Source organism: Nostoc sp. (assembly GCF_036917195.1).
In the GTDB taxonomy this organism is placed as follows: Bacteria; Cyanobacteriota; Cyanobacteriia; order Cyanobacteriales; family Nostocaceae; genus Nostoc.
Map to the genome: position 1 here is coordinate 25,594 of NZ_JBALDG010000039.1, position 25,965 is coordinate 51,558.

Consider the following 25,965-nt stretch of genomic DNA (forward strand, 5'->3'; position numbering starts at 1 on the left):
AAGTTCATCAAATCTTCAATAATATAAAGTGTTTTTACGGATAATTTCGGTTCATGCCTCGACATTGTGTGGGCGGAACAATTCCATTATTCCATTATCCAAAATTCGGCTTGCCCCACACCCAATCTTGCTGGGGTGAATCCAAATTTCATTATTTCATTATCCAAAATTGATAGAGTGAACTCTGCCTTGTATCATACAGCAGATGTAATGCTGGTAACCGGGTTAGACATAACTACATTTGTTGTGGTTTGAGTGCTTTGCGGTTCTCCAATCATGATAATGGAGCAGGTGAGTTGTCTGGCTAACTGGGTTGTGACATCGCTAATGGCTAACCCTCCAGGGCTGGTACGATTACGTATAAAAGGTAAAACTACTAAATCATATAATCGTGCTGCCTGCAAAATTGCTTGGGCAACATTTTCATGAGCGATAATTTGAATTTCTGGGGTATTGGTCAAAGCTAATTTAGATACCAATAGGGAGAGATGCGATCGCCTCCAAGCAATTTTACTGGAACTAGTGCGGCGATCGCACACATTCAGCACGGTAATGTGGCTCTGATTTGCCTCTGCCAGCATCTGGGCAAATTGCACAGGCTGTAATGTAGGTGCTGTTAAGTTTTCTACTGGTACTAAGATGCGCTGAATTTTTTTCGGTGATTCTACTAGACGTGTTACTGCTACTGGACAATGGGATGCCCAAAGCACACCATCAATCACATTCCCAAATAAACGTGCTCGTAACCCAGTCCGTTTACCCCAACCCATAACAATTAAATTAGCATTTTGTTCACGAGCAGCTCTGCTAATTCCCTGAGCAAAGGCATCATCAATTCGCAGCAGTGGTTCTGCGGCCACACCCAATACTCGACTTTGTGCCGTGGCTTTGGTCAATAACCGCTCACTCCGTTGTAGAGAGGCTTCTAACTGCGGTGCATCCATCTGAGCAGCAGCAGCAGCGATCGCTAGTGGTACAATTTTGCCCTGAGATTGACGCGCTAATAATGCCGCCATTTCAATCAAATACTGCTCGGTCTGAGGATTATAGACAGGTACGACTATAGTAAAGGCACTGCCTGTTTCTGGTGCGTTTTGGTCAGGTAGGGGTGGTGCTGGATCTTCGGCTGGTGAGGAATTCAAACCAACAGCTATTCTACTAGTTATCAACGGCCCTAAGGTTGATGTGACAAGCATTAAGACAATGACACTGTGTAATACTTCTAGTGGCAGCAACTCAGCCCGATATCCCACTAACGTTGCTGCAAGGGTTGTAGCAACCTGGGGAAGTGATAGCGACCAGATGGTTAGGATTTCTTGCCACTTATAGCGGTAAACCAGTTTTGTGAACAAAGCTGCAATTAATTTACTGACAATCAAACCGACTATCATCAACAGCGTTAACTTGAGCGTGTCCAGGTTGTTCACAAAGGCAGGTAGATTGATCAGTAAGCCAAGGTCAACAAAAAAAATGGGAATAAATAGCACACTGCCAATAAATACCACCTTTTCTTTGACTGGGCCTTCACCCACAGCTTCATTCACCGCCAAACCCGCTAAAAAAGCACCAACAATTTTTTCTACCCCAATCAATTGAGCGCCTACAGCCGCCAGAAACACAGAAAGCAACACAAACAAAAACTTGTTTCCTTCGTCGTCTCCAGACCGTTTGAAAAATTCTTTACCTGCCCAATCAAAGCCTGTGACAACAGCAACAGAGTAAATGGTTAACCAACCCGACAAGGTGAGTAGTTTAGCAAAGCTGAATGCTCCAGCATGAGTGATGCCTACACAAACAGCCAATATCAGCACTGCACCAATATCTGTAAAAATCTTAGCTCCAATGGTGACAGTAACAGCATCATTGTTTACCACTCCTAAACGGCTGATTATGGGATATGCCAAAAGGGTATAGGAAGCGAATAAAGAGCCAATTAAGATTGAAGTATTCCAGCCAGAGCCTAAAATTAGCCCTACTAAGGTTCCCATCACTAGGGGTACACTGAAAGTCAAGCTAGCAAACCCAAAGGCACGACTTTTCTGGCGGCGGAACTGTTTTAGATCAACTTCTAACCCTGCGACAAACAGCAAGTAAATTAACCCAATGTCTGATAGCAGGTTAATCAGCGGCGAGTCAGACTGAAATAGATTCCAGCCTGAGGGCCCAAGTACTAGCCCTGAGAAAACCAAACCCACTAATACTGGTAATCTTAGCCGCTCAAACATGATGGGTATAACTAAGATGACCACCAGCAAAATAGCAAAGGGAACAATTGGTTCCTTGCCAAGAACTTGGGAAGTTGGTTCCAGAACAAGAACTTGTGATATGAGTTCCATAGGTAGGAATTGAAGGGGCTATGGTAAAACTGCAATTACCTTGGGGCCGATCGCCTGAGCGATATAAATGTAGAAGCCACCTGACGAAAAATCAAAAATATTAACTTACACTAACCAGGCAATTATTTAATAACTAACTATCTACGGATGGATTTGACTCAAAATGAACCGCAAGCGATCGTAGTCGTCTTTAAGTAGCACGCTCAGGCTACGTCCAGCTTTAATTAGCCATTCTCGGTCAGCTTTGCGTAACTGGTATACATCTCGAATGGCAGCTGCACTTAAAGACTCTACTGGCGCACCGTTTATAGAAAGCAGTGTCCGCAAAAAATCTAGTTCTTCAGTAAATTTAATGATTGCTTCTGGTTCGCACCGATAAACAGCTTGATGAATTTGCGGGGGACGGGGTGGTAGATACTGATATATTCTTTGGTTATAACCTCGATTTTGGGAAGACTGCTCAAATCCCACGATCGCAGCCCGGAATTCAGTTCTGAGCATGGCAAATATTTGGGGTTGTTCCTCGCGTAAGTCTTGCAATGACAACCCCAAAGCTCTGGCCCGGTGTACGGAATCTATGGGCATAGTTGTGGCATAATACACCACAGCATAAACTTGATTGCCAGATTCTTCATCTACAGAACAGACCCAACTACCAAAAGGTGGCATGGAGGGAAAGCTCAAATCTTCCGGTTCCAAACACTGGGCCAAAAATTCGGTACTATTAGTCTCAATCACCTCCGCAATGTGGTTGGGATGGCGATCGCCAGTAGCAAACTGTGGTAGGGGGAGGCGCATGAGAGTGCTGTTAGCGGTAGTGGGGCGTTTAGCCCGTGCTGTTAGCGGATAGCTATGGTTGAGCCAGTGCTGAGTGCTGAGTTAGGAGTTATGAGTGATGAGTTGAGGAATCATAACTCTTAATTCCTAACTCTTAACTAATCTTATTTGGCTTTTTTACGTCCGGCTGTGGTCTCTACGAGTGACAATTCCCTCAGGCGGAAGGTAACTAATTTATCCCAGTTCCCACCTTCAAATAATACGGCTACTTTGCCATCACTCACCCGTTGTACGAGTCCTTCGTAGCGGTAATAGGTATCTGCAGGATTGTTGACGCGAACAGTTGCTCCAGGCAGAATCATGTTTTTAGCCTCGCTTGTTTCCTGTTATATAGCTTAATACTTTTGACAGCCTCCAGCCTAAATGCTTGTTGTTACCCATATCTTTTTAATCTCTGGCTTCGTTGCCAACCCGCCTTGGAATAAATTCTCAGGCTAAGTAGATGGATCTAAATAAATATAAGATAGTTCGTCATTGCGTACTCCAAAGGATAACCCGTTCGCCTTGGTCTTTGCCACAAGAAGGGTACGAAGTGTTCTGTTACAAAATGTGGGTAATGGCTAACGCACCATCCCAGATTTTCGGTTTACCCAAGAGTAGGAAAGCGATCGCTAATTAGTGTTATGCCGTAGGGTAAGGCACTACCCCAGATTTTCGGTGCGTTATGACTAATGTCCATAACGCACCCTACGAGATTCAAGCCAATGTGGATGAGGTTTTCCGACTTGTGTGTACACGGTAGCCTTAAAAAGGAGGGGGAACCAAAAGCCCCCTTTTTAAGGATCTCTTGTGCGGTAAGTCCTAAAGTCCACAGTCTAGGAGTTTTTCACCCTTGACTCATGAATAATACTTCTGTCTTTGGCGAAAATTTGCTACCGATTCTACTATTCCCAAGGAAATGAAGTTGGTCAGCATAGCAGAACGCCCATAACTCATCCAAGGTAGGGGAATTCCTGCCACAGGCGCTAAACCTACAGTCATGCCAACATTCACAATCACCTGAAACACAATCATGGACAAAACGCCAATAGCCAACAAGGAACCAAAGTTATCTTTGGCGGTTTGGGCAATATGCAGCAGACGGAAGCAAATTAAGCAGAAGACAAACAGCACTACCAAACAACCAACAAAACCGAATTCTTCCCCCACTGCGGAGAAAATAAAGTCTGTATGCTGTTCAGGTACAAAATTCAGTTGTGTCATTGGCCCCTTGAACAGACCCCATCCCCAAATTTCACCAGCACCAATAGCAATGCGAGATTGGATTAAGTGATACCCAGCACCTAGTGGATCATGATCGGGGTCCATAAATACAGTTAGCCGCTCTTTTTGATACAGTTTCAAAATATGGTTCCAAGCGAAGACTCCTAATTCGCCACCCAGTATATTGAGACTCCATGCACTGATAGCACCGAAACTAAATCGATGCCAGGGAAGAGTTTGCCAGCCTACAATAGCCATCGCAACTGACCAAACTAGCCCTAATGGGCCAAAAGATAGTTCTTTGAATAAAATGATCGGCTCTGCTAATGGCCAAGATAAACTCAGCAAAATGGCAGCAACCACCGGAGAAATCATCAGAACTAACCACCCTGGATTAGCATTTGCCCAGTAAAGCATTCCTAAAACGATCGCACCAAATACCAGTGATGTTGCTAAATCTGGCTGTAAAAATACTAATCCCCAAGGTATAGCAGTGATTGCCAGAACCCGGAAAACACTTTCAAGACTAGAAGCAGTGCGCCTGTGTAACAAAGCTGCTAAGGTGATGATCATGCCTACTTTGGCAAATTCTGAGGGTTGGACGTTAAAACCAGCGATACTAATCCACCGCTGCGCCCCTTTGGCGCTAGTACCAGCAATCATCACAGCGATTAAGCTAAAGTTCGTTAGTGCGTATGTTACCCAGTGCCACTGCATCAAGAGTTCGTAACGCGTGCGAGATAAAAATAGAGCTATAAGCACACCGATACCCGCTACCAGCCAGTGCCACCACCAGTCAGTTACTGGCTGCTTCAGTTCCGTGCTGAGGATCATGATGCCACCAAAGATACTGACAGCAATTGGCAAACAAAATAGTAGCCAATCTACATCCTGCCAGGGCTTAACCCAAGACTTCCAGCGAATTTTGGGGAGCGATCGTTTTAATAACATTGTGCCAATTTAGACTTTTTTAAATATTGGGCATTGGGCACTTGTACTGAGCGAAGTCGTAAAGCCTGCGGCATAGCTACGCTTAGGGCGCAGCCTCTCCAAGAGTTGTATTGGGCATTGCTTATTCTCGTTGTCCCTTTAAAGTTCTGATTTAAGGAAGTTTTACCTCAGACTTCTCTACTTATCTTCCTTGTTCCCATGCCCCAGTCCCCATACCCAATCCCTAGTATTCCCAAGCTATAGCCCAAGAAGTAGATAGAAATTAAAATTAATTATGTCAAAGCAGCAACTGATACTTTACCAGCAATGGTAAGAGCGATCGCTGTTAATGCTTTTGCTGAAGCTGAATCTGGTTCACCAACGACTATCGGCACACCACTATCACCGCCAACTCGTGTGGAAATCTCTAGTGGCACGCACCCCAACAGTGGCACTCCCAATTCAGCGGCTGTTTTCGAGCCACCACCGGAACCGAAGATATCATACTGCTTATCCGGCTGATCGGGGGGTATAAAATAGCTCATATTTTCCACGATTCCCAATACCGGGACATTCATCTGCTGGAACATCCGCAATCCCTTGCGAGAATCTAACAAGGCTACAGTTTGCGGCGTGGTGACAATTACCGTCCCTGCCATCGGCACTGCTTGAGTTAAAGTTAACTGAGCATCTCCGGTTCCCGGTGGCATATCTACAATCAAATAGTCCAGTTCTCCCCATTGCACTTGATAGAGAAACTGGCGAATTACACCATTGAGCATAGGCCCACGCCAAATTACTGGTTGATCTCGGTCAATCAAAAAGCCCATTGAAACTAATTTGACGCCGTGATTAAAAGCAGGTTCCAGGATGTCACCTGTTTGAGTGGAACGCACTACAATTTGGGCATCAGCCAGACCCAGCATGGTGGGGTCATTGGGACCGTAAATATCAGCATCTAACAAGCCGACTTTTGCCCCAGTTTGGGCTAGAGCTACTGCTATATTCACCGCCACCGTACTTTTACCAACACCACCTTTGCCACTGGAAACAGCAATGATATTTTTGACTCCAGAAATACCAGTGCGGTCAGGCAAACTTTTTTGTTGCGGTGTTTCTGCCGTCACTTCTATGCTTACATCTGTAACGCCTGGGAGCTTTTTGACAGCTTTCTGACAGTCTTCAACGATAAATTCACGTAAAGGACAGGCAGGAGTGGTCAACACCAAAGTGAAGCTAACCTTACCATCGTCAATTTTCACGTTGCGAATCATATTCAGTTCTACCAGACTTTTGCGGAGTTCTGGGTCTTCTACTGGTCGCAACACTTCTAACACAGAGCGGGAGTCGAGGACATCGTACATAAAAATTCAAAATTCAAAATTGAAAATGAAAATACACTCGTAGCGAACATCTTAGTTATTAACTGGATGCTTTTTTAAGTAAGGTCAGCTTAGTGTTTTCACTGTTACTGCCGTAACAAAACTTAGCAAATTGCATTATCACCTAATAGAATCTTAACTTTCTTTAGGGATTAGTTATTGGCATGGAAAAAGAAGCAGGGGAGCAGAGGGGAGTATTTTCCCCCTTTCACTTACAAGAGCTGCCCCTCTGCCTCTTAAAAGTCTCCAGTCCCCATCACCTAAAAATCAAAACAACTGTCATTAAGGGATTTTTTCTTACCAGATACCGTTGATAATGCCGTCTTTTCTACTGCCTCTACTAAAGACCGTGCTACGCGGTCTGCATAAGGACGGGATAAAGACCAAATCAGGGGCGATAACCAACCGCGTAGGGTTACGGAATAAGACAGACAAGTACCACAAACTGTTGACTCTACTTGATAAGTCACCCGTTCTTCTATCCCAGGAATCGCTAGCACTCGGATACTCAACATCTCTCTATGATTGACGCGCTCCACAAAAATTCGGATGGGAATCGGCCAAAAGCGTGTTACAGCATGAAAAATTAATCCTGGTTTGGGTACTAATCCGTAGGGCACGTTAGTACTCTTAAGTAGTGGATGCCAGGAAACATCTGTTAAGTCAGCCACTTTTTGCCACAGTTCATCTACAGAAGCAGAACTAATCTCTCGATACGTCCGCACCAGAGAAGCGCAAAACCGACGACGTTTGCGGTGGATGAATTTGGATAACCAACCTTGCATTTTTTTAATCCTCCTCCTTCCTAGACACTTTCTGGTAACTCTGGTATGGTGGGCAACTACGCTCAGTTTGTGACAAGGGCGTTACCCTACGGGATCTTGCTACATTTATAACCGCTTTATATCCCGCCACTGATTTGGAGTACCAAATGAGCGTGGGGGACGAGGGCGCGAAATAGTTAAAATTAACAAAAAAACTCAGTCAATATATAAGCCTATACGCATTTGAGGGAAAATAACTCTAATGATGCCCATCAATCGGATAAATGCTTAACCAGTAATAAAAAAGCGGGTTAGGCAAATACAGCTTGATTGTTGGCGCGTGTTTCCCCCAAATTTGAAGATAAGAAATTTGTGGCTTTCTGGAAATTGTAATTTAGGTTCAGGAATCTATGTTGACCAACTCGCAAATACCAACTGTAGCAGCAGAATCATCGAAGTCTTTGCCAGCAACTGACGCTCAGACTAGGGTGAGTCAGTTTATGAAACAGCTGCAAGACGAAATCACCCAAGCGTTAACAAAACTAGATGGTGTGGGCAAGTTTCTCGAAGATAGTTGGGAACGCCCAGAAGGAGGTGGAGGGCGATCGCGCGTGCTGCGCGAAGGTGCAATATTTGAACAAGCAGGTGTAAATTTTTCTGAAGTTTCGGGTTCCCATTTGCCAGCCTCAATTTTAACCCAACGCCCTGAAGCAGCAGGGTATGGCTTTTATGCCACGGGCACTTCAATGGTATTACATCCTCACAATCCTTACGTGCCTACAGTCCATCTAAATTATCGCTACTTTGAAGCGGGGCCAGTGTGGTGGTTCGGCGGTGGTATTGACTTGACACCTTATTACCCCTTTGCCGAAGATGCGGCACATTTACACAAAACATTAAAACAGGCTTGTGACCAACACCACCCAGACTATTACCCGGTGTTTAAGCCGTGGTGTGATGAATATTTCTACCTGAAGCATCGTGATGAAACACGGGGCGTAGGTGGTTTGTTTTTTGATTACCAAGATGGCCAGGGTGCTTTATATCGCGGACCAAATCCCAATGGGAAAGCGGCTATTTATAGCGATCAGGTGGGAACACCAGCAACCCGCAGTTGGGAAGATTTGTTTGCCTTTGTGCAAGACTGTGGCAGAGCATTTTTACCAGCTTACGTACCAATTGTAGAACAGCGACATGGGATAGAATATGGCGATCGCCAACGGAATTTTCAACTCTACCGCCGGGGACGATATGTAGAATTTAACTTAGTTTATGACCGAGGCACTATTTTTGGTCTGCAAACCAACGGACGCACCGAATCAATTCTCATGTCCCTACCACCCTTAGTGCGCTGGGAATACGGCTATCAACCAGAACCCAATTCCCCCGAAGCCGAGTTGTATGAAACCTTCCTTAAGCCTCAAGATTGGAGCAACTGGACACCCAGACAATAGTTGAGTCAGGAGTTAGGAGTTAGGAGTTCTTCCCTATCTCCCATATCCTCCTCATCTCCTTCACTCCCCACTCCCTCATTTGAAATTGCTACTCAGCACTGTTTTGGTGAGTTAAACTACCAAAGGTAAGCACTTAGCAGAAAAAGGTGACAATTTTAGCTATAGCTTGTTAATCTCTAGTGACAGCATTAGAAAATTCTGTAAGTAGTTAATCTTAAGAGGAATGCCACGGGGAGGGCTTTAGTGATTCAGATAGACCAAAAAAGTTATACAACCCAAGACGGAAACACCGTTATTGTCCTGACGCCAGCAGGTCGCCTAGATATCACCACTGCTTGGCAATTTCGCCTGAAGTTACAGGAGTGTATTTCCAAACTCAGTCGTCATGTAGTTGTAAATCTGGCTCAGGTAAATTTTATTGATAGTTCTGGTCTTACGTCTTTGGTAGCTGGAATGCGTGATGCTGATAAAGTCAAGGGCAGTTTCCGCATCTGCAATGTACATCCAGAAGCTAAACTCGTGTTTGAAGTGACGATGATGGATACTGTCTTTGAAATCTTTGAAACAGAAGAGGAAGCTTTAGAAGGTGTACCTCGTAGCATCGCTAGCTAAAAAAGAGTTAGGAGACGCGATTAATTGTGTCCGTGCAGGAGTTGGGAGTTAATTAAACTTCATGACTTATAAATCATAACTTTAACTTATTGAATACTGATTTCGCTTGGTGTAGCGATAAGGGCCCATAATCGCTCCCCAAGTTGCTTTTCCAGTTGCTGGATTAATTCCTTTGTCGTAGCTGCGAAATTCTGCCGCTGTGGCTTCAAATCCCAAGGAAACATCCACGCTATTGCCAAGATAAGTAAAGCTGCAACGAGTTTCTGGTAGTGGGGTAGTGGTAAACTTATAGCGATCGCGGGCTAGTGTTTCCTGAATTACTGTTAGGATACAACCTGGTAGTAAATCTAATTGTTCGGGTGTCAGTGTGTTTAGTAAAGCTGGGTTATGACCTGCGCCGATTAATGCACCTGGATCTTGAGGCATATAGTATTGCACTTCCAGAGATGTGTCAGAGTCGCTCCTCTGACGTAACCGGATAATTCGCTGGCGGTAAGGTTTATCTAGGTTAATAACGTTAGCCTGTTCGGCAAACAGGGTGATACTATCTTCTGTGAACAAATTAACTGGTCTTTGCCACAGGCGCAGGTGGACATACCAAACTGGTTCTCCTATGGCTTGTTCTCGATTATCAAATTCACCAGCTAGGTACTCACCTAAAGCAATTAAGTGTGGCGAGAAATTCATAAATGTGAAAAACGAATCATTAAAGATGATAATTTTTGGCTAGTTTTTTAGAGGAAAGGGTCTTATCCCCTGTGGCTACCAGCTGAGAAAATACTTCTGATTTATCTATATTGTAAATGAAACCGTCACCAGCCAAAAGCTAAACTTGGCAAAGTAGCCTTTAAGCGAGAAAATAAGAATACGTCGCCCTTAACATTTTCTTTGTGAATAACGTCCGTACTGTCTCTGATACAAAACGAACTTTTTACAATCTTCACACCCGTCCGATCAACACTATTTATCGTCGGGTAGTTGAAGAATTGATGGTGGAAATGCATCTGCTGTCAGTAAATATCGATTTTAGCTACAATCCAATTTATGCCTTGGGCGTCGTCACTACCTTTGACCGCTTCATGCAAGGCTATCTACCAGAACGGGATCAAGAATCAATTTTTAACGCCCTATGTCGGGCTATAGAACAAGATCCGCAACACTATCGACAGGATGCCGCAAGATTGCAAGCTGTAGCTAAAGGTTTGCCAGTTAAAGATTTAATCGCATGGTTGGGCCAAACTACTTTCTTAGATCGAGATGGTGACTTGCAAGCGCAACTGCAAGCGATCGCCAATAACTCTAACTTTAAATACAACCGTTTGTTCGCAATTGGTGTATTTTCGTTATTGGAACAGTCAGATCCCGAATTGGTCAAAGATGAAAAGCAACTTACGGAGGCGCTGAAAGCGATCGCTGCTGGCTTGCACCTGTCTGATGACAAACTCAACAAAGATTTGGAACTATACCGTTCTAATCTGGATAAGATGGCGCAAGCACTGGTGGTGATGGCAGATATGCTCTCAGCCGATCGCAAAAAACGCGAACAACGTAAACAACAATCAACTACTCCAGTTGCTCCCCCAAGTTCTAACGAATAGTTAGGAGTTAAAAGTTAATAGTTAGGAGTTAGGAATTACTAAGAACTCCTAACTATTAACTTTAGACGCCCAATAATTTGTAAATTAAGCTGTTAATTATAGTCAGCATAAATGCCCCAATAACAGCACTCCAAATCCCGTAACGCAAGCGAAAGCCTTCTACTAACAAAGCAGCAATACTAAAGCAAACTACGGCAATCATAAATGTGAAAATGCTGGATAACAAGTCCAATGTGAGTAAATTTGGGACTGCAAAAACGATACTTAAAATCGGTCTAACTATTGCTGTTACGATACCAAGCACTGCGGCAGAAAGGAAGGCTTTACCTGGAGTGTCAATTTCAACTCCCAGAGGCAATTTGCTAATTATCAACAAGCTGATAGCTGTTACTACCCAAACAATTAAAAGCGTCATAATATTCATGCCACAATCCCTGAAACGTGAATGGCAATTGGTGATAAATTACTTCAGTTTATCGATGGAAAAATCTTTAAAGCTCAACCAATTATCTATAAATTAGCAGGAGATTTTTCTCTAACATAATTTTATTTTAGATATCTTTAGGTTTGGGAAAGAGCTTGAAGGGGAGTGGAAAGATGAAAGAAATTCTAACTCTCCCCTGCTCCCCTGGTTACTGAGCTTGTCCTGAGTCTAGCCGTAAAGCCTGCGACATAGCTACGCTTAGAGCGCAGCCTCTGGTAGAGTTGTATGCTCCCCCTTGCCCTATCTCATCTTTTAAGAGGAGGTTGGGTTTTTTTAGGTGCTACAGGCGCTTGAGATGCTGGTGGGTTGGAAATACCAGGATTGATAGGACTGATGCCTTGTCCAGTTGGAGGTTGACTTACGCCAGGAAAGGGGACGGAATTGGGTGCTAAGGGAAATTTAGGGTTAAGATTCCCTTGGGGATTGATGCCTGGAATTGGTGCAGCACCAGGATTGATTGGGAAAGAGGGGATATTAGGCTGGTTGAGTAAGTTTGTGGGTGGTTGAGATGGGCCAGGAATAATTCCCAAAGAAACGCGATCGCCCCCTACTTGTCGCAGCAAATCCAATGTCTCAATTACATCATTGTAAGTTGCTGTCCGCGAAGCATTCAGCACCACAACAGCACTAGGGTTTGCTTGGAGATACTGTTTTAACCTCGCTCCCAAATCCTCCCGTTTGACAAGCTGTTTTTCTATGTAAGTATTGCCAACAGCATCGATAGTTACAATCAGACTTCCACTCTGTGATGTTATTCCAGATACTGAACTGGCGCTGGCTTTGGGCAAATCAACATTTATTGCCTGTTGCCGTGTAAATTGTAAAGCCGCTAATAGAAAAAACGTCAGAATACAAAAAACGACATCAATTAAAGGGATGATTTGAATTTGGACTTCTTCAATTGGAGTATGTAGATTAACTTTCATTTTCTCAATTTAAACGCCTGGTTTTGGGGTTGAATTCTTGACTAATTAGATGTATTCGGCGGTTCAGGAGGTTCAGAAACCTTAGTCTTTCCTGGCTTGCGGGGTGGAGTGAAATTTTCCGGCACAATTGCAGATGTACTATTACTAAAATCAGGCGGAGACTGGCGATAGAGCAATTCCATCTCATTCCCTGCCTTCCGAAAAACTTTGACTTGGTTAACTGCAAAACTTTGAAATAGGCGGTAAAATACCAAACTGATGATGGCAACTATTAGCCCTGTTGCTGTAGCAATTAGTGATTCACCAATACCAGTAGTGACCCCAGCTGTAGATTCAGTTCCCAAATCGCCAATCCGAATTGCTCGTAAAGCGCGGATTAAACCCAAAACCGTGCCCAACAATCCCAGCAGTGGCGCTAGGGCAATTACGGCTTCTAAAAGTTTTTCACCTCGCCGCATTCCAGCCAATTCGTCTTCTGCTGTAGCCTCCAGTGCTAGTCGAAAGGTTTCGGCATCAGTTTTTGGAAAACGTAAGGGGGCGTAGAGAAAACGCCCGACAGGCTGATGGCTTGCTTGTCTTGCAATGTCCGCAGCTAGTTGCCAATTATCCTGTGCAGCATCCAGGATGCGATCAACTATTTGCTTTTCCTGAGTCAAAATTCGCAACCAGAACCACAAACGCTCGAAAATCACACTCAAAGACAGAATCGACAGAACTAACAAAGGCCACATCGCTGGCCCGCCCTTATAAAACAAATCTAAAATATCCACTGTTTAAATTTCCTCCTTCTATGACTAGAGCAAATGTGCTAAAGCATTTTAATTCTAGAGATTAATGCAAAATGAGGGACTTCCAAAATATAAATTTCTCGAAAACCTAAAAAGACAGTGTAAGCATGGCGTATTTGACTTAGACTGCTGGACAAACTTGCTGCTGGGTAAGGCAATTGAATGATCAACTCACTTCCTTCACCAAGAGTAGAAAAACATTCCAGTTTGTCACCATGTTTTTCGATAATAAATGGATATCAGCTGCAACCATCCCCAGGAATCGATTCTGCACATCATAAATGGGACGATCTGCTGAAGCAACAATGTATGGATGATTGGGATAATTCCAGGTGAAAATCCGCAACCAGATAGGTTTACCCGCTTTTATGGCTTCGGTATACCAAGTTTCCTTAAAGTTGTCCCAATCATAAATAGTAGTGATATGGGTGCGATCGCCCTGATTATTTGTTGCATAAGTAGAGACATTTTTTGGAGGCTTGACACCCCAATCATCAATCGTGACGGTTTTGGGAGCGAAACGAGCAACTCCTGTCGTACTAGGCAGAGTCACAGAGTAGATATTTGGTGACAGATTACGAGTAGCGTCTTCCAGACTAACTAGGGCGGTTATTCCCACCAGGAATTTTTAGCATAATTTGTCAAAATTAAAGATAACTGGAGGTTCAAAATATGAAATTTTCAATCCAATCACTTTACACCTGGTATGGCGATTTGCTTCGTAACCCTAAATACCGTTGGTGGGCAATTTTAGGAACACTAGTCTATTTGGCTAGCCCAATTGATATTCTTCCAGATTTTATACCCGTTGTCGGGCAGATTGATGATGTTTTCCTTTTGACTTTGCTGGTTTCTGAGGTGTCTGGGTTAGTAATTGAGGGCTGGAAAGCTCGTAAGGGTGATGTGGGCACTGAAGCACCTAATACCACTGAGGCTTCTACCTCTAATGGAAGTACGATTGATGTTGATGCTGTTTCTGTTAAGTAGATTTAATAAAACCCCTGCTTTTGAAATCTAAGGTGGGGGATATTTTTTTAACGCCTATGCGTTTAAAAATCTTTCACAAATTCCGTCAAGAACCTGAATGCCTTCAAAATATAACTAGCACAATCTCTAGGAGAGGTATTGTAAAACGATCGCCACGCACTCGCCTTATCTTCATCATAGCGATCGCTGCGATGAGTATGGTTTTCTAGCCATGCTAATCGCACTGCATGACCTATTAACACATCTAACACGATATATTCTTCAATTTGGAGGTTGGGATTATTAGCTGCGATCGCTCCTAATTCTATTAATGCTTCAATATTAACTTGGCGGTATTCTGAAGCTTCGATTTTATTCAACAGATGCTCAACTAACAAAGCAAAATTTCTTTCCCCCGCTGTCATTTCCGACAGCATTATCTCACTATCTAAACGATTGCGCCGCTCTAGTTTATCCCCAATTACTAGCCCTTTGCAATGTCGCATTAATAGCCAAACCTGCTTAAAAAACTCTTTTGGTACGCGCCCCGTCGCACCCTCGGCTTGACGGAACCGCCGCCAACCGCCTGGTGGGACTTGTATTTCTTCGGCGATTGCTGGTAACACTACCCAAGCAATATCACTTTCTTTTTGTTTGACATGCAATGATTCTTGCTGGCGCAACAGGTTACTCATGCCACTATATCCAGTTAATACCTGACGCAAGCGCATTTTTACTTCAAAGGGTGAAAGTTGCATTAAGTAATCGTATGCTTCATCTTGGGTAACATGCAATTCTCGCGCTAGTTCGCTGGTAATCAATAAGATGAGATAGCCGACTCTCAACGTTAGTAGTCCCTGGAATAGTTTGGGTTCTGAGCGAATTAAAATACCAAGATAGATTAAAATCTCTTGAGTGAGGACGCGATCGCGTATATCTTCACGACAAAAATGATTAATTTTATCAGCAATTTCATTATGAGACATGGGTACGGTAATCAGAGACGCCTCACTGTAAGCTTTACCCACAGCAATTTGCTTACCCCGCACCAAAATACTCGTTACTGCATCTGATAGGCTGATATCAACCATTTGCCGTAACCCCGCAGCCCGGCGTACCACTGCCCAAATACTTAAATCTCCAGCTTTGGTGTAAACTTCATCGAGTAAATCGGCTACGGTAACAGGATATCCTGGGCCACCATAGCCCGTATCAAATTTCATTCCCTGTAAGCGAATTAAAGTTTGCAATAACTCAATTTGCTCGTAGATATTCTCTGATGAGCGCAAATAAGAAAGTAATAATCCTAAGTTGGTTTCACACTCCATTTGAAATTCTTGGGTATGTCCTAAGCGCCAGTTTTTCTCAGGATGATAAGCTAGATAATAGCAACGTAGTCCAGCATTTTTCACTGGCGATCGCGAGAATTCTGCATTTGGGAGAAAATCAATTCTTTGGATTCCAGCTGTCAGCATTAGCTGATTTAGCCGCCCTAATTTCACCCGCACACCGTTACAAACACCATCTTTTAGTTCTTGCATCAGTTCTAGTAATGCCTCAGAACCGATTTCTAACATGGTGTGCGTCAACATTAAAGTCAGAGTCGGACGTCCTAAATCGCTCCAATATTTTTGAATGTAAGCTAGTTCGCTTCTAATTTGATCCAGCAAAAAATGGTAATCAAGGGTTAAGTAAAACTGTTGAGAGTCTGAAAATGAAGGTAAAAATACAATTGTTTCACCGCGAATCCGAAAGATTCTAGATGTTGTCAAACTCCGCAGCCGCCGCACTGGCCGCCCAGTTAAACCAAGTTTTTCATTACGTCCAATTTGGGTATAAATAGCGGAAAACTCTCCAGCTTTTCTCACCTGAATCGGTTCTACTTGGGTAGGTGTTTGTGCTTCGATTCCATGAACTTCTAGTTTCGTCTGTAAATCTTCATCTTCTGCTAATAAAGCAATTTGTACCAATGCCTCACGCTGTTTTCCCACACACAAATGTCTTCCCAAAGGGTCGATATCACCAACAGCAAGTAACCCTTCACTCAACATTTGACTGAGAAGATATAAACTCTGTGCCCACACTAAGGGAATATTTTCATTGGGCAAACGTGGTTGCGTTTGTGGTGCTACCTTTTCTGCTTCTATACTTTCGGCTGGGACATAATAAAGTTCTGGCAATAAACGTAAACCATTTTGTTCTATAAGTAATGATTCTAAAAGCTCTTGGTATTTTTTAACTTGTTCTGGCTCGCCGCAAAATAATCCATCTAGAACTAAATAAGTGAAAAATAATGGCCATTCGCATTCAATATGCTCAAATTGTTTCAGTTCCCACGGTTCGTAATGTAAGCGGTGATTGTCTTCTAAAACGGTTTGGTGTCCATCACGCAGGAAGCGTTTGCAGCCGTATTTACCAGCGAGTTTGTTGATAATATCGTTTAAAGTGCGATCGCGTAACTGCGAGTCTTCCACTGCAAAGGCAGGATAACTAATAATACTTAACAGCGCCGCATCAATTTCTTTGGAACCAGATTCCCTCGGTAATAAGGATTCTAAAGTAATTCGGGCGCGGGCGATTTCATCTGGTAGCACATGAATCACCGATGCTTGACTACCACGCACACCAAACAAATCTAGTCCATTGATAGCTTCTAAAGCAGCTTTTGCCATACCCACAGAACTGGCGTTTAACTCAGCATTACCACGATTAATTTTATTACCACGTTCCCAAATGCCGTAATCTGGTGTGCGATAAGCTCGTCCAATGTAGTAAACCAAATTTTGGACAAAATTCACTTCATCAATCGTATAAATTATTTGCAATCCGGCAGCGGTCATTTGCGCCAATATCAGTAAAAATATAGATGTGGCATCAAGTTGCAAATGTCCCCATTGATCATCACCAACAACAATGTCGCCAGTCGCGGTATTGTATTTGGCGTGCAGTCCATCCAGTAGCGACTGAGTATGTTTAAATGTCTCTACTTTATGAGCCTGTCGCATCATCGCAAAGAGCAACCCGCGCATCAGTTTGATCACACTGTGTTCTAGTTCATAGGTGCGTCCTTGATCGTCGTCAATCTTGCGGTATGCAAGTCCTAAACCCCAAACTGCCAAAATGCTGTAAACGTTGTCTCGCACCCAGGCATCAGTATAATCACCATGGGCTGTAATCGCTGTACTCGCAGGTAGTAAACCAGTAATCGGATTCTGCCGAGTTAGAATGATCGTTTTGATTTGCTGGTAGTAATACTCCAGGCGAGCTAGCAATTTGGTAGATGTTTTCATGATTTGGTTTAGAACTACTTGCAGAATTCGACCTTATGGCTGTGAAATGAATTACTTAAACTAAGCCAAAACAAGTTCTGTAATGGTTGATGGGACAACAGCTAAGGGTGGTGTGAGTTTATTATTATCTCGTATTAAAAAGTTTCTGGGTACTGAATTTTAGTGATTCCTAAGCTAAAATACGATATTTGTTCAAATCCTCTTTCATATATGTTACACTTTATACCTATATTATTTTATAATTTTAAAGAAGGATCAAAAATCCAAATAAACTTTATTTAATGCTACCGTCGGCTAAAAATCAAGGATATCGGTGCGTAAACGCCTTTATTGTCGCAGATATTGCTGCAATGCTTTCTATTTACACCCTGCTGCTGGTTTATGTCCTGAATGTAATAGCCGTAGTAACACCAACAGAAATCCTCTTATACCCGCTTTCCTACACGCGCCAACCAATGGCTGCTAACAAAGGGAGTGGTTGATCAAAATCTGATATTGCCCTGGGCCAATTTGCCCCTCGTTCCCAAACGGTCAAAGATAAAGCTGTGCATACAACCTGTAGTGTAGTCGAGTTATATTCCCAAAATAAGAATATAGATTCTAAACTAAGACTTGTGCTAGCACTCACGCAAGAGAATAAATATTTAGGACTTTGGGTAACTGTCAAGTGGTGATCTACTCATATAAATTGTTAAAAAAACTACATCTAGGGTATTAGGAACCGCCAAAAGATATCTGTCCAGTCTGCGGGGTGGATGCTTCGCGTTGTCTAGATCCTAGAAAAGTGGGATAAGTTTTGTTACATATTTACACCTTAAAAATTTAAATAAAAATTAAATGTATATACATAGTTGGTATGATTACTTATCACTAAATATAGCTAGTTTGATAGTTTGATTACTTAAGTAAGAAAGTTTATACATTCCTCGTGTAAGATAAATAAGCTGATAATCTCAGCGATTGTATCAAGTAAAAATATACTTCTATTAGATATGCGATCGCATATCTTTTTAAAATGCCAAACTCCAGCTTGAAAGATGACCCATTATGGTTTAAAAATGCAATTATCTACGAACTAGGTGTTCGGACATTTGCTGACAGTAATGGTGATGGTATTGGTGATTTTCAAGGGCTGACAGAAAAACTAGACTATTTACAAGATTTAGGTATTACTGCTATCTGGTTGTTACCTTTTTTCCCTTCACCCCTCAGAGATGATGGTTACGATATTGCCGATTACACTAGTGTCAATCCTATCTATGGCACGTTAGAAGACTTTAAAGCGTTTTTGAGCGCTGCTCATCAGCGCGGTATTCGTGTAATTATTGAGTTAATTATTAACCATACCTCTGACCAACATCCTTGGTTTCAAAGGGCACGTCGCGCCCCGAAAGGAAGTCAGGAGCGAGATTTTTATGTTTGGAGTGATACTCCTGAAAAATACCAAGAAGCGCGAATTATCTTCCAAGATTTTGAGACATCAAACTGGACTTGGGATTCAGTTGCTAAAGCTTATTGCTGGCATCGTTTCTATTCCCATCAGCCGGATTTGAATTATGACAATCCCTTGGTGCGCGAGGCAGTATTTGATGTTCTAGATTTTTGGTTGGAGATGGGTGTAGATGGACTACGCATGGATGCTGTGCCTTATTTATACGAACGGCAAGGAACGAACTGCGAAAACTTACCCGAAACCCATGCGTATTTGAAAGAGTTGCGATCGCACATCGACGCGAAATTTCCTAACCGAATGTTACTAGCTGAAGCGAACCAATGGCCTGAAGATGCAGCGCAATATTACGGTGCAGGGGATGAGTGTCACATGAACTTTCATTTTCCCTTAATGCCGCGTTTGTTTATGGCAGTGCGGATGGAAGATAATTTCCCGATTGTAGATATTCTTCAGCAAACTCCATCGATTCCTGATAACTGTCAGTGGGCATTGTTCCTCCGCAACCATGACGAACTGACTCTAGAAATGGTGACAGATGAAGACCGGGATTTTATGTATGGGGCCTATGCACAAGACCCAATGATGCGGGTAAATTTAGGCATCCGCCGCAGATTAGCGCCGCTTTTAGGCAATGATCGCCGCCAAATTGAGTTACTCAATAGTTTACTGTTATCTCTACCAGGAACCCCCGTACTTTACTACGGTGATGAAATTGGCATGGGAGATAACGTTTATCTAGGCGATCGCAATGGTGTTCGCACGCCTATGCAGTGGAGTTCTGACCGCAACGCCGGTTTTAGTCGCACCAACCCGCAACGCTTATATCTACCCGTCATCGTTGACTCAGAATATCACTACGAAGCACTCAACGTCGAGGCACAACGGACTAATAGCAATTCTCTCTGGTATTGGATGAAACGTTTAATTGCTACTCGCAAACGGTTTCCGGCATTGGGTGAAGGGCGTTTTGAATTACTACAGTCTAATAATCGCAAAGTTTTTGCCTTCAGCCGGATTACCTCTGAAGAAGATGTCTTGGTAGTAGCAAATTTATCTCATTATGTGCAAACGGTGGCATTAGATTTATCAACCTTCAATGGGCTACTACCAGTAGAAATTTTTGGTTCCACTGAGTTTCCACCGATTACAGAATCGCCCTATTTCCTCAGCTTAAGTCCTTACGGGTTTTACTGGTTCACCTTACAACGCAAACCTAGCTCAACTCAACCCCCTAAACCCCAAGCAGATTTAGTAACTCTGCTGGTAAATGGTTCATGGGAGAATGTGATTGGGCAACGAGAGTCAAAAAGCATTCTAGAATCAACACTGCGGGATTATCTCTATACCTGTAGCTGGTTTGGCGGCAAAACTAAGACTGTACAATCAACACAAATCATTGAAGCGATTTCTTTACCCTATAATCAGCAGATAGCTCAAATTGTTTGGTTGCAGGTAGATTATAGCCAAGGAAACCACGAAACTTATCTGTTATTTCTCGCTTATGCAGAAGGTGAGCAAGCAACACAGCTTTTGGCAGAAATGCCGCAAGCTATAATTGCACGGCTTGGGGTGCAAGGTAAAATAGACCCTCCTCCACCTAATACTCAAGAAGTTGGAATTTTATTTGATGCTTTAGCAGACAAGAACTTTCTCACCTCACTGCTAGATGATGCGATCGCTAATCATCATTCTTATAAAGGGATAACCGGAGAATTATTTGGCACTACTACTGATTCATTCTCCGAATTGCGCCGACAGTTAAGCAATCATGAGCCGATTGTCCTAAATAAAGAAGAACAAACCAATACTTATATAGTTTATGGCGATCCCTTGTTGTTGAAACTCTTCCGCAAAGTTGAGGAAGGTTTGCACCCAGATTTAGAAATCCGGCGTTTCCTATACCAGAAAAAACGCTTGCAAAACTCAGTTTTTCTAGCTGGTGCTTTAGAGTACCGTCGTGCAAATAAAACAGGTAATAAAACTGCCCTACCCACGACTATAGGCATATTACAAGAGTTTATTTCAGATATTCGTAGTGGCTGGGACTATACCCTTGATAGTTTGCAAAAGTACTTTGATTTAGTGACCACAGAACACGTCACTATTACCGAAGTGCCTCTGCCATCAGGTTCCTTGTTGGATTTACAAAGAGTTGAGATTCCAGAATTGGCAATTGCAACCATCACTTCTTACCTGCAAAGTGTTGAACTGTTGGGTAAATCCACAGCTGAATTCCATATAGCGTTGGCTACAAATATAGATAGCTCAGACTTTGCTCCAGAATCTTTTTCATCACTTTATCAACGTTCGATATATCAAAATGCACGTAACTTAACTGGACAAGTATTTCGGTTGTTAAAAGAACGAGCAAACTACTTGCCAACCGATACTCAACCATTAGCATTAGAAGTTCTTGATAGCCAACAGAAAATCTTAGAACGCTTTCAGTTAATTGTCGGGCAAAAAATTACTGCATTGCGTACTCGTCATCATGGAAACTACCATTTATCGCAAGTATTTTACACAGGAAAAGACTTTATTATTCCTGATTTTGAAGGCGAAGCAGATCGTAGTTTCAGCGAACGACGCATAAAGCGATCACCTCTACGAGATGTCGCAGGAATGTTGCTATCTTTCAACTATGCAGTTAACGAAGCTCTCCACTATCAAAAAGAATCTGGCATGATCCTCCCTGAAAATTTACCCCTTATAGAACAATGGGGACAGTTTTGGTATACCTGGGTCAGTACTAGCTTTTTGAATTCTTATTTAGAAACTGCTAATAAAGAATCTTTCCTTCCAAAGACAACAGAAGAACTAGATGTGCTACTTTTTGCCTATCTTCTAGAGGAAGCGATTGATGCACTAGGCGATGAACTAAATAATCGCTCTGATTGGGTAGAAATTCCACTCAAATTTATTCTGCAATTATTGAGTGAAACTGCTTAAACAGTTTTTCATAGTACAAAATAACTGCAAGAAATAAATAATATCAGAAGTAAGAAAAATGAGCAACAAAACTGGTGAACTGACAAGAACAATTTTTTGGAAAGGGAATGCAGAAGAATTTCTCGGTAAGTATTATAATTTACAATTTATTCCGAGAATAGGTGAAGAAGTACAATTAAAAAACAAAACATGGCTAGTGAAGAGAATTATTTATACTCCCGAAATAGATGACATAACTATTATTTTGGGAGATAAATAGTTTCACCAGTATTATTGAATCAACTAATTTTAGTGTCTTTGTATTTTGGTGGTTAATAAAATTTATTTTGAAACCACTAAGGCACAAAGACACGAAGATAATTCAAGATTAATGAACTATTTCTCGTAATGTTTCAGGATTAATATTAGTAATCAAGTACAAAAAACAAGGGTTTAAATATTCTCTAATAACAGTAATAAAAGAGCTTGAATTGTAAGTTTTTACTATTATGTATCGCGAAATGACTGCTTTATTAGAGGGTGTTTAAAAAGTGGGAGGCTATTGTAAAATCTACTTTAAGTTACACGAACTGGACTTACGAAAAAACGAACCGTGATCGCGCAGCGTCTCGCAGAGAAGGGCGCAAAGTACACATAGACGAAGCAGCGGCTTCCCGCAGGGTAGGAATAAGAGTTTTAGAGAGTTATTACGTAATATCATGTTCGGATAATGACTTATGATATTCACCCGAATTACAACTCTTCAGTTAGATTGTGGACTTTAGTTAACGAACCAATTACCTTCTCGTTCATTTAAGACACTCAATGATTTGGAATAAATTTTATTTCATCGCTGTCAAACTTTACTTCAACAGCAAGATTTGATTCAAGGATTAACTAGTTTTCAATGGTGGATAAAAATTGGAGCTTAATCGTAAGTGATTTACCGAACATGATATCAGCCCTAATGAAAATTACCTGAAACTAAGGGTAATCAAGTAAATTATAGTAACAATTGTTGCAAATATTGAATACTAATATTCAGTATCTACCGGAGAGGGCTATTCCGGGTTAGGATGATGACTAGCGATGCCTTGAATTAGATATCGATATTGAATTGTTGAGATTTTATGGACCATAGTCCACAAGATGGCAGTATAAACCTCCTCTGATCTGGCGAGGAAGTCTCCCAGCGCGGGGGAGACTTAGGAGATATATATTATGCTCACAGAAGATATTCGTGATTTGCTGACTGATACTACCGATTTAAACCAGTTGAAATGGGATTTAAATCGCTTACAACCTGTGGATGTAGGAGAATACATTACACAATTGCCTAAAAAAGAACGTGCGATCGCATTCCGTTTACTCAACAAAGGTCAGGCAATTGATGTATTTGAATATTTGCCCACAGAGGTGCAGCAGGAACTAATTAATTCTCTGCATGATGTCCAGGTAGTGCATCTTGTAGAAGCAATGAGTCCTGATGAACGGGCAGAATTATTTGACGAACTACCTGCTGGCGTAATCAAACGACTATTGCAAGAACTCAGTCCAGAACAAAGACAAGCAACAGCAACGATTCTCGGCTATCCAGAAGGCACTGCTGGGCGGGTGATGACAACCGAATATGTCCGGTTGCGGCAAGGATTGACTGTAGGTGAAGCCTTAAGTAAAATCCGCCGTCAGGACGAAGACAAGGAATCGATTTACTACGCCTACGTCACAGATGATAACCGGACACTGGTGAGGGTAGTTTCATTGCGCCAGTTGCTGTTTACCTTTCCCGATGTTTTCATCAAGGATATTTCCAGTGATCGCGTCATCAAAGTTAGAACCGAAACCCCGCAAGAAGAAGTGGCGCGAATCATGCAGCGCTACGACTTAATCGCTATCCCCGTAGTTGACCGAGAAGACCGATTGGTTGGCATTGTCACCATTGATGATGTAATGGATATTTTGGAAGAGGAAGCCACAGAAGATATTCAAAAACTAGCGGGTGTGGGTGGTGATGAAGCAGCTTTATCCTCTCCCCTACTTACCATCCGCAACCGCTTACCTTGGCTGTTGGGCATCATGGCACTGTATATTGGTGCCGCCAGTGCGATCGCGCCTTTTCAATCTGTAATTGCCGCAGTGCCGGTTTTAGCAGTAATCATGCCGATTTTTTCCAACACTGGTGGCACTGTTGGTATTCAATCATTAACGGTGACAATCCGCGGCTTGGGAGTAGGTGAGGTAACACCTAAAGATACCTTGAAAATTCTTCGCAAAGAACTTTTAGCTGGTTTAGCCACAGCCCTAGTTTTAGCCACAACGATGATCCTGCTTTCCTTAATTTGGGCACGACCTCAAGAGCGATGGGTGGCTTTAATTGCCGGAATCGTAATGGCAACTAATACAATTGTGGCTGTTACACTTGGTACTTTACTGCCAATGGCTTTGAAACGACTGAAGCTTGACCCGGCCCTAGTTAGCGGGCCGTTGGTGACTACAATGCTAGATACTATTGGGTTTTTAACGTTTCTTACCCTGATTTCGTTTGCTTTGCAGGTATTACATTTACCAAGTTAATCAGCTAATGTGCATTCAAATAGCGGATTTTTTCCTGAAAACTGTCATTAGTCACTAGTACACCGTGGCGGAAGTTTGCCTACCTTTAACCAGTTGCTCAAAGCAACTTGTCTGGTTAATTAAGATGGTAGCTGGATTTGCGCTGTGCTCTACTAGTCCTTTGTGAATAGAAATGACTAGTGACAAAACAATAGATATCTAATTTGATAGAAGACAGGTGGTATTATTTCCTCTGCATATGTAAATTAAAAAGCTGTAGAGACGCGATCGCTCTCTATGCAGGAAACTGATTGCTATTTATGCCTACTACCACCTGGAATCGTCATCACATTCTTTCCCTAGCTGACTTCACTACCGCTGAATATGATACAGTTTTGCAAACTGCTGCCAGTTTTCAAGAGGTGCTATCACGGCGGACGAAGAAAGTGCCAACCTTGCAGGGACAGGTGGTGGCAAATTTATTTTTTGAACCCTCTACCCGAACTCGTAGCAGTTTTGAAATCGCTGCCAAACGCTTAAGTGCTGATACACTGAACTTCGCCGCAGCCACTTCCTCTATGACTAAAGGAGAGACAATTCTCGACACGGCGAAAACCTATTTGGCCATGGGAACTGATATTATGGTAGTCCGCCATCGAGAGGCAGGAGTACCGAATGCGATCGCGGCTGAAATGGATCGTTTAGGTGTACGAGTTAGCGTCCTCAATGCTGGTGATGGTCAACATGAGCATCCTTCCCAAGCCCTGCTAGATTTATTTACCATTTGTACTTTAATTGACCCAGATCACCCCCGACTTGAACTTTTAAAGGGTAGAAAGATTGCTATTGTTGGGGATATTCTCCATTCTCGCGTAGCGCGATCGAATATCTGGAGTTTAATTGCCAGTGGTGCCGAAGTGCATCTGGCAGCGCCACCCACCCTCTTACCCAAGTTATTTGCCGAGTTTATCTTGGAATCAGGAATCAGGAGTCAAGAGTTTATTATCTCTTCATCCCCCTTATCCCCCTCATTTTCCACTTCCCCAAATCAACAACTTTTTCTACATTGGCTGCTAGAACCAGCTTTGCAGAATGCTGATTTTGTCATGACTTTGCGCCTGCAAAAGGAACGCATGACGGCTCATTTGCTGCCAAGTTTGCGAGAATATCATCAGCTATTTGGCATTACACGCACAAAGTTGCAACTTTGTAAACCTAATGTCAAAGTTTTGCATCCAGGCCCAGTTAACCGTGGTGTCGAAATTAGTTCTGAGTTGATGGATGACCCGGAATTTAGTCTTATTCAATCGCAAGTTACCAGCGGTGTCGCCGTTCGCATGGCCTTGCTGTATTTGTTAGGTAGCGGCAAGGCTTAATTGGTATCCTTAGGTGAGTACAAAAGTCAAAATGAAAAAAGAGCGCGATCAGGTAAAGCAAGTCTCTAACCTGTGATGCTGCTAT

Annotated in this window: 21 protein-coding genes; 9 read left to right on the forward strand and 12 right to left on the reverse strand. The window is 42.6% G+C overall.

Going from position 1 to position 25,965, the window contains the following annotated elements:
- Positions 1–194 precede the first annotated feature (194 nt).
- From V7K40_RS13585 to V7K40_RS13610, 6 genes are all read right to left on the reverse strand, one after another.
- Positions 195–2,336, reverse strand: a complete 2,142-nt coding sequence (locus V7K40_RS13585; protein ID WP_334960349.1) for a cation:proton antiporter — start codon at positions 2,334–2,336, stop codon at positions 195–197.
- Between the two features lie 141 nt (positions 2,337–2,477).
- Positions 2,478–3,134, reverse strand: a complete 657-nt coding sequence (locus V7K40_RS13590) for an HAS-barrel domain-containing protein (RefSeq protein WP_273766773.1) — start codon at positions 3,132–3,134, stop codon at positions 2,478–2,480.
- A gap of 143 nt (positions 3,135–3,277) precedes the next feature.
- Entirely contained in the window at positions 3,278–3,475 is a 198-nt protein-coding gene (locus V7K40_RS13595; RefSeq protein WP_334960351.1) for an NAD(P)H dehydrogenase subunit NdhS, read from the reverse strand.
- Positions 3,476–4,010: 535 nt separating this feature from the next.
- Positions 4,011–5,327 carry a rod shape-determining protein RodA gene (rodA, locus tag V7K40_RS13600; protein ID WP_334960353.1) on the reverse strand — a complete coding sequence of 439 codons (1,317 nt, stop codon included), beginning with the start codon at positions 5,325–5,327 and terminating at the stop codon, positions 4,011–4,013.
- Positions 5,328–5,599: 272 nt separating this feature from the next.
- Complete coding sequence (locus V7K40_RS13605) at positions 5,600–6,670, reverse strand: Mrp/NBP35 family ATP-binding protein (RefSeq protein WP_334960355.1); 1,071 nt, start codon at positions 6,668–6,670, stop codon at positions 5,600–5,602.
- 278 nt (positions 6,671–6,948) lie between these two features.
- Positions 6,949–7,473 carry an SRPBCC family protein gene (locus V7K40_RS13610; protein WP_273766779.1) on the reverse strand — a complete coding sequence of 175 codons (525 nt, stop codon included), beginning with the start codon at positions 7,471–7,473 and terminating at the stop codon, positions 6,949–6,951.
- Between the two features lie 389 nt (positions 7,474–7,862).
- Between V7K40_RS13610 and hemF the strand changes: the two genes are divergently transcribed.
- Together hemF and V7K40_RS13620 are read left to right on the forward strand one after the other, a co-directional pair.
- Positions 7,863–8,906, forward strand: a complete 1,044-nt coding sequence (gene hemF, locus V7K40_RS13615; protein ID WP_334960356.1) for an oxygen-dependent coproporphyrinogen oxidase — start codon at positions 7,863–7,865, stop codon at positions 8,904–8,906.
- 243 nt (positions 8,907–9,149) lie between these two features.
- Positions 9,150–9,518 carry an STAS domain-containing protein gene (locus V7K40_RS13620; RefSeq protein ID WP_334722308.1) on the forward strand — a complete coding sequence of 123 codons (369 nt, stop codon included), beginning with the start codon at positions 9,150–9,152 and terminating at the stop codon, positions 9,516–9,518.
- A gap of 81 nt (positions 9,519–9,599) precedes the next feature.
- On the opposite strand, the gene V7K40_RS13625 is transcribed toward V7K40_RS13620, so the two are convergent.
- Positions 9,600–10,205, reverse strand: a complete 606-nt coding sequence (locus V7K40_RS13625) for a chromophore lyase CpcT/CpeT (RefSeq protein ID WP_334960358.1) — start codon at positions 10,203–10,205, stop codon at positions 9,600–9,602.
- Between the two features lie 203 nt (positions 10,206–10,408).
- Between V7K40_RS13625 and psb29 the strand changes: the two genes are divergently transcribed.
- Positions 10,409–11,116, forward strand: coding sequence for a photosystem II biogenesis protein Psp29 (gene psb29 / locus V7K40_RS13630; protein ID WP_334960360.1), 708 nt, complete (start codon positions 10,409–10,411; stop codon positions 11,114–11,116).
- Positions 11,117–11,177: 61 nt separating this feature from the next.
- Here psb29 and V7K40_RS13635 read toward each other — a convergent pair whose 3' ends face one another.
- The 4 genes from V7K40_RS13635 to V7K40_RS13650 form a co-directional block, all read right to left on the reverse strand.
- Entirely contained in the window at positions 11,178–11,540 is a 363-nt protein-coding gene (locus tag V7K40_RS13635; RefSeq protein WP_273766785.1) for a phage holin family protein, read from the reverse strand.
- Between the two features lie 305 nt (positions 11,541–11,845).
- Positions 11,846–12,526 (reverse strand): biopolymer transporter ExbD, encoded by a 681-nt coding sequence (locus tag V7K40_RS13640; protein ID WP_334960363.1) that lies wholly within the window; start codon positions 12,524–12,526, stop codon positions 11,846–11,848.
- A 41-nt stretch (positions 12,527–12,567) separates the two neighbouring features.
- Positions 12,568–13,296: a MotA/TolQ/ExbB proton channel family protein gene (locus V7K40_RS13645; protein ID WP_334960366.1), complete on the reverse strand. Its 729-nt coding sequence runs from the start codon at positions 13,294–13,296 to the stop codon at positions 12,568–12,570.
- 184 nt (positions 13,297–13,480) lie between these two features.
- Positions 13,481–13,933 (reverse strand): hypothetical protein, encoded by a 453-nt coding sequence (locus tag V7K40_RS13650; RefSeq protein WP_334960368.1) that lies wholly within the window; start codon positions 13,931–13,933, stop codon positions 13,481–13,483.
- 53 nt (positions 13,934–13,986) lie between these two features.
- On the opposite strand from V7K40_RS13650, the gene V7K40_RS13655 reads away from it, so the two are divergent.
- The gene (locus V7K40_RS13655; protein WP_334960370.1) at positions 13,987–14,301 is read left to right on the forward strand and encodes a YkvA family protein; all 315 of its coding nucleotides are present in this window, start codon (positions 13,987–13,989) and stop codon (positions 14,299–14,301) included.
- A 62-nt stretch (positions 14,302–14,363) separates the two neighbouring features.
- Here V7K40_RS13655 and V7K40_RS13660 read toward each other — a convergent pair whose 3' ends face one another.
- Entirely contained in the window at positions 14,364–17,570 is a 3,207-nt protein-coding gene (locus V7K40_RS13660; RefSeq protein WP_334960373.1) for a glycoside hydrolase family 15 protein, read from the reverse strand.
- Positions 17,571–17,851: 281 nt separating this feature from the next.
- Here V7K40_RS13660 and V7K40_RS13665 point away from each other — a divergent pair, with 281 nt between their 5' ends.
- The 5 genes from V7K40_RS13665 (at position 17,852) to V7K40_RS13685 (ending at position 25,880) form a co-directional block, all read left to right on the forward strand.
- Positions 17,852–18,052 (forward strand): hypothetical protein, encoded by a 201-nt coding sequence (locus tag V7K40_RS13665; RefSeq protein ID WP_334960374.1) that lies wholly within the window; start codon positions 17,852–17,854, stop codon positions 18,050–18,052.
- Between the two features lie 533 nt (positions 18,053–18,585).
- A complete protein-coding gene (gene treS, locus V7K40_RS13670; RefSeq protein WP_334960376.1) occupies positions 18,586–21,972 on the forward strand; it encodes a maltose alpha-D-glucosyltransferase in 3,387 nt (1,128 codons plus the stop codon).
- A gap of 58 nt (positions 21,973–22,030) precedes the next feature.
- Positions 22,031–22,231: a hypothetical protein gene (locus tag V7K40_RS13675; RefSeq protein ID WP_298904763.1), complete on the forward strand. Its 201-nt coding sequence runs from the start codon at positions 22,031–22,033 to the stop codon at positions 22,229–22,231.
- Positions 22,232–23,172: 941 nt separating this feature from the next.
- Positions 23,173–24,525 (forward strand): magnesium transporter, encoded by a 1,353-nt coding sequence (gene mgtE, locus V7K40_RS13680; RefSeq protein ID WP_334960379.1) that lies wholly within the window; start codon positions 23,173–23,175, stop codon positions 24,523–24,525.
- A 299-nt stretch (positions 24,526–24,824) separates the two neighbouring features.
- Positions 24,825–25,880 carry an aspartate carbamoyltransferase catalytic subunit gene (locus V7K40_RS13685; RefSeq protein ID WP_334960381.1) on the forward strand — a complete coding sequence of 352 codons (1,056 nt, stop codon included), beginning with the start codon at positions 24,825–24,827 and terminating at the stop codon, positions 25,878–25,880.
- The last annotated feature ends 85 nt before the right edge of the window (positions 25,881–25,965 follow it).